The sequence below is a fragment of the Kitasatospora sp. NPDC024654 genome, from assembly GCF_055559155.1.
Genome location: NZ_JBVHLF010000096.1, coordinates 18,705 through 23,520, shown reverse-complemented (window position 1 = coordinate 23,520; position 4,816 = coordinate 18,705). Strand labels below are relative to the sequence as shown.

Annotated in this window: 3 protein-coding genes; 1 reads left to right on the top strand and 2 read right to left on the bottom strand. The window is 73.5% G+C overall.

The annotated features are described in order from the left end of the window. Window positions 1-388: 388 nt before the first annotated feature. Entirely contained in the window at window positions 389-1,201 is an 813-nt protein-coding gene (locus ACZ38L_RS33440; protein WP_465700552.1) for a trans-aconitate 2-methyltransferase, read from the bottom strand. Window positions 1,202-1,675: 474 nt separating this feature from the next. On the opposite strand from ACZ38L_RS33440, the gene ACZ38L_RS33435 reads away from it, so the two are divergent. Next, entirely contained in the window at window positions 1,676-3,889 is a 2,214-nt protein-coding gene (locus tag ACZ38L_RS33435) for a hypothetical protein (protein ID WP_465700550.1), read from the top strand. A gap of 329 nt (window positions 3,890-4,218) precedes the next feature. Here ACZ38L_RS33435 and cspE read toward each other — a convergent pair whose 3' ends face one another. Continuing rightward, complete coding sequence (gene cspE, locus ACZ38L_RS33430) at window positions 4,219-4,428, bottom strand: transcription antiterminator/RNA stability regulator CspE (RefSeq protein WP_396562275.1); 210 nt, start codon at window positions 4,426-4,428, stop codon at window positions 4,219-4,221. Window positions 4,429-4,816 lie beyond the last annotated feature (388 nt).

Below are 4,816 nucleotides of genomic sequence, written 5' to 3'. Positions count from 1 at the left end.
CCGAGGACTGCTTCGACTGTGCCTGCGGCCTCTACCTCGGCGGCCCGGCCACTTGATCAACACCCCTCCACGAATTAACGCGGAGCAGCACTAGGGGTGGAGTCCTCCTCCCGCCCTACCACCAGGGTCGGTGGTGATCTCCGTCCGCGGCGGGAGGACCGCCCCGCGCGGGTTCCGTAGCGTCATCTCCCGTGCGGAGTGGCCGGATCCCGTCGCGCGAGGGGACGACGGGGCCCGGCCCCCGCCCGAGGACACCCCGCCGGAGCGCCCGCTGGTGGCGACCGGGACGGTGGCGGCGGGGGACGTGTGCGAGAGCGGCCCGTCGTTCCCGGCCGCCCGGCGCCGGGGCCGGCCCGAGCCCCCGGGGGACCCGAGCCCCCCGGGGGGATCAGCGGCGGGTGGCGACGGCGAAGACGCGGCGGAACGGGAAGACCGTCCCGTACGGGGTGGCCGGGTAGGCCTCGCGCAGCAGGGCCGCGTACTCGGCGAGGAAGGCCTGCCGCTCGCCGGGGTCGGTGAGCCGGGTCAGCACCGGGCGCAGCGCGGTGCCCCTGGTCCAGGCGAGGACCGGGTCGGGGCCGGTGAGCAGGGTGCTGTAGGTGGTCTCCCAGACGTCGACCGCGCAGCCGCTGGCGGCCAGGGCGGCCAGGTACTCGGCGGGCTGGTGGACGGCGCCGCCGCGGACGGTGTCGCCGAGGGCGGCGCGCCAGCGCGGGGAGCGGCAGAGGCCGGCCAGCAGGGTGTGGCTCGGCGCCTCGAAGTTGCCGGGGACCTGGAAGGCGAGCGTGCCGCCGGGCCGCAGTGCCGCGACCCAGCGGGGCAGCAGTTCCAGGTGCCCCTCGACCCACTGGAGGGCGGCGTTGGAGGCGATCAGGTCGGGGGCGGCCGGCACGGGGTCGTAGTCGCGGGCGTCGGCGAGCAGGTAGTCGGCGCTCGGATCGCCCTCGGTGCGGGCGGTGGCGAGCATCTCGGCGGAGTTGTCCACACCGGTGATCCGAGCCCCGGGCCAGCGCTCGCGCAGCACGGCGGTGGAGTTGCCCGGCCCGCAGCCGATGTCGAGGATCCGCGGCGTGCGGCCACCGGTGGGCTCGGGCACCCGGGCGAGCAGGTCGCGCAGCGGGCGGGTGCGCTCGTCGGCGAAGCGGAGGTACTGCTGCGGGTCCCAGACGGCGGTGGGACCGGCGGGGGTGGTGGGAAGCATCACGGCGCTCCAAGTATCTTGACATCGAGAGAAATTGTCTCAAGAGCAAGCATGCCACCAAATCTCTTGACGTCAAGATACTTCTGGGGGCGGGCCGCTCCTGGCCCGTTCCTGGTGCGCCGCCGCCGCGCTGGGGCCCGAGGGGCGGCCCGGGTGGCGAGATTCCGCCATTAGCCCGGCCTGCCGGGCGCCGGCGGGGGCGCGTCGGGTGGTGGCCGGGTAGGCCTCTGGCCTAGGCGGAAGGCGGTCCGGGGTGTCGCGGTCGGTGCGGCGGGCGCGATGGAATCGGACAGCTGCGCCACGCGGTGCGAAATCACCCACTGGTCCCACCGACTGACTCTGCGTTAGCGTTTCGTCCCGTCGTCGCCGGACCAAGATCCGCAGGCCGCGACGGCAACGGGGGGATCCACCGGAACCGGCACTTCTGTCCGAGGCGCCCGCCCGTGCGGGGGCCTCTCTCCGTGGAGGAAACCAATGGGCTTGAGAAAACGCTGGGCTGCCGCGCTGACCGCCGGCGGACTGCTGGCGCTGGGGGCGCCCGTCGCGGCCGCCCACGCGGACACCGCGCCGGCCTACCGGACCGACCTGCGAGTGCTGGTGCTGGACGACGGCGGACCCTCGGTGGCGTCCATCACCGCCGAACTCACCAGTGAGGGAATCCCGTTCACCGACGTGCTGCTCAGCAACACCAGCCGACCGGTGATCAACGCGGCCTTCCTCACCGGCACCGCCCCGGACGGCAGCGTCGAGGCCAGGTTCCAGGCCGTGGTGATGTCCAGCGCCTACGCCCTCGGCACCGGCAGCGCCGAGACCAACGCGCTGACCGCCTACGAGCAGAGCTACCACGTCCGCCAGGTGGACGCGAACACCTACCCACAGCCCTCGGTCGGCCTCAACTGGCCACAGAACCCAGGATACTTGGGAAGCCTGGACGGAATGACCGGGATGGTCACCGCGGCCGGCCTGGCCGGTCCGTTCGGCTACCTCAAGGGCAGCGTCCCGTTCGAGCAGATCAACCCGAGTGTGGTGGAGAGTTACGGGTTCCTGGCGACCCCGCTGGCCACCCAGGCGGCCGGGGCGAGCTTCACCACCTTCGTCGGGATGCCGATCCCGGGCAGCACCCAGACCGGCAGCCTGGTCGGTGACTACCACCACGACGGCATCGACGAGTTGGTCACCACCTTCGCCTACAACCAGTACCAGCAGCAGTGGCGGCTGCTGGCCCGCGGCATGGTCGACTGGATGACCCAGGGCGTCCATCTCGGCTTCGACCGCAACTACTTCGGCGTCCAGGTGGACGACGTGCTGCTCGCCGACAACCGGTGGAGCCCCACGCTGAAGTGCACCATGGGCAGCGCCAACTGCAACCCGGCCGCCGGCAGCCCGGACACCGTGCCGATCCGGATGACCGCCGCCGACGTGGACTACGCCAAGCAGTGGGAGGCGGCCAACAGCATCACGCTGGACCTGGCCTACGACGGCAGCGGCAGCGACAGCACGGTCGCGACGAGCGGATCCGACCCCACCGAAGCGGAGTTCGCGGCCAACGCCGCCTCCTTCCGCTGGGTGAACGGGACCTACGGCCACCCGTACCTGGGCTGCGTGCAGAACGTCACCGTGGTGCCGTGGGTGTGCTACACGGACGGCACCGGCGCCCCGCAGTGGACCAGCCAGGCGGCCATCACCTCCGCCATCCAGTCCAACCTGACCTGGGCGCAGGGCAAGGGCCTGTCGGTGGACCCGAGCGAGCTGGTGACCTACCAGAACTCGGGGCTGGCGCTGCCGCCGCAACAGACCCAGGACAACCCGTCGTTGGCCCCCGCACTCACCGCGGCCGGGGTCACCGCGCTGGCCTCCAACGGCTCGACGGAGACCGCGGCCCGGCAGGTCGGTACGGCGCTGACCGTCCCCGGCCACCAGGACGACGTCTACTACAACGCCGCCACGGCGGCCGAGGAGACCGACGAGTACAACTGGGTCTTCACGCCCACCGCCCAAGGTGGCAGCGGTAGTTGCGGCACCTCGACGGCGACCGGCTGCCTGGCCGCGCCGCTGGACGAGACCACCGGCTACCAGAGCACCATCGTGCCGACCGAGGCGCGGATCGCGATGCAGCGAGTGATGGGCAACGACCCGACCCCGCTGGTGCTGCACCAGTCCAACTTCGCCGAGGAGCGGATCGCCTACCCGCTGCTCAACCAGATCGTCAGCAGCTACCAGGCGCTGTTCAACACCAACACCCCGATGGTGAACCTGCGGCTGAAGGACATCGCCGGGCAGGAGCAGAACCAGGCGGCGTGGAACGCGGCGCTGGCGGCCGGCACGGCGAGCGGGTACCAGATCGGCTCGACGGTGACCGTCAGCGCGCCGGCCGGTGTGCAGGTCCCGGTGACCGCGCCGACGGGAACCGTCCAGGTGCAGCAGACCGGCACCACGCCCACGGCGGTCGGCTCGACCTACGCCGGGGAGTTGTCGGGCTGGCTGGCCCCGGGCGCGGGTCAGAGCACGGTGACCATCCAGACGCCGGCCGCGCCGCAGGCCGTGCATCCGAGCGCGGTCGCGGCGGCTCCGGCGGCTCCGGCGGCGAGCGGCACACCCGCGGTGCGACCGTTCGTGCTGACCGGGGTGCGCAAGCCGGTGCCGTTCGGCCCGGGTGACACGGTCCGCTGGGCGGCGGACCGCCGGTAGTGAGGGACGTCGATGGGCCGGCCGTGGAGAGCGGTCGGCCCATCGGCCTGGTCGCGAGCCCGCCGAACAGGCTCCGCCCGGAGTCGGCCGGCGACAACCCGCTGGTACGGCCGATGAGTTGACGCGGCCTGACGGCGCCCCGGCCGGCCGGCAGGGCCGACAGCCGCTGGGTCGGGGCGTCGTCAGGCCCGAGCAGGTCGTGTTCGGCCGGGCGCCGGCCCCGGGAGAGGCGCCGGCGGGCGGGGTGGCCCACCCGGGGCAGCGCGACCGCCGCCCGCCGGTCCTCCCCACGGAGACCGGCGGGCGGCAGTGGGCCTCGACGTGCGACCCTAGACCGCGAGGACGTTGGCGGCCGACGGGCCCTTGGTGCCCCTCTCGACCTCGAACTCCACCTGCTGTCCCTCGGCGAGGGTCTTGAAACCCGTCCCCTGGATCGCGCTGAAGTGCACGAAGACGTCCTTGCTGCCGTCCTCCGGGCTGATGAAACCGAAGCCCTTCGACTCGTTGAACCACTTGACGGTGCCCTGAAGCCTTGCCATCGGTACTCCCTCGACTCACGCGCTGGGGCGGCGTGCCTCGGGGACCGCCGCGAGCGTTGCTCCGGGCCCGAACTCTACCCAGCGGAGGCGGGGAAGCCGGGCGATCCGCGGGATGGCCCGCGTGGCGGAGGCCCCGCGGTCCGTCGCGGCCCGGGAGCGGCGACCGACACCGAACGTCAAGGGGAGGTAAAAATTCGGCACCGGCGCGCCGCTGCCCCCGCCCCGCCAGGCCGCCCGAACTGGAGCCGACCGCACGACTGGTGACGCCGCGTCGGTGCGCCGACCCCGCTGACGCCGCGGGGGGGGGGGGGGGGGGGGGGGGGGGGGGGGGGGGGGGGGGGGGGGGGGGGGGGGGGGGGGGGGGGGGGGGGGGGGGGGGGGGGGGAGT

What these genes read in the sequence shown, in the direction of transcription:
- ACZ38L_RS33440 (WP_465700552.1), bottom strand. Translation starts at nt 1,201, where the DNA reads ATGCTTCCCACCACCCCCGCCGGTCCCACCGCCGTCTGGGACCCGCAG.
- ACZ38L_RS33435 (WP_465700550.1), top strand. Translation starts at nt 1,676, where the DNA reads ATGGGCTTGAGAAAACGCTGGGCTGCCGCGCTGACCGCCGGCGGACTG.
- cspE (WP_396562275.1), bottom strand. Translation starts at nt 4,428, where the DNA reads ATGGCAAGGCTTCAGGGCACCGTCAAGTGGTTCAACGAGTCGAAGGGC.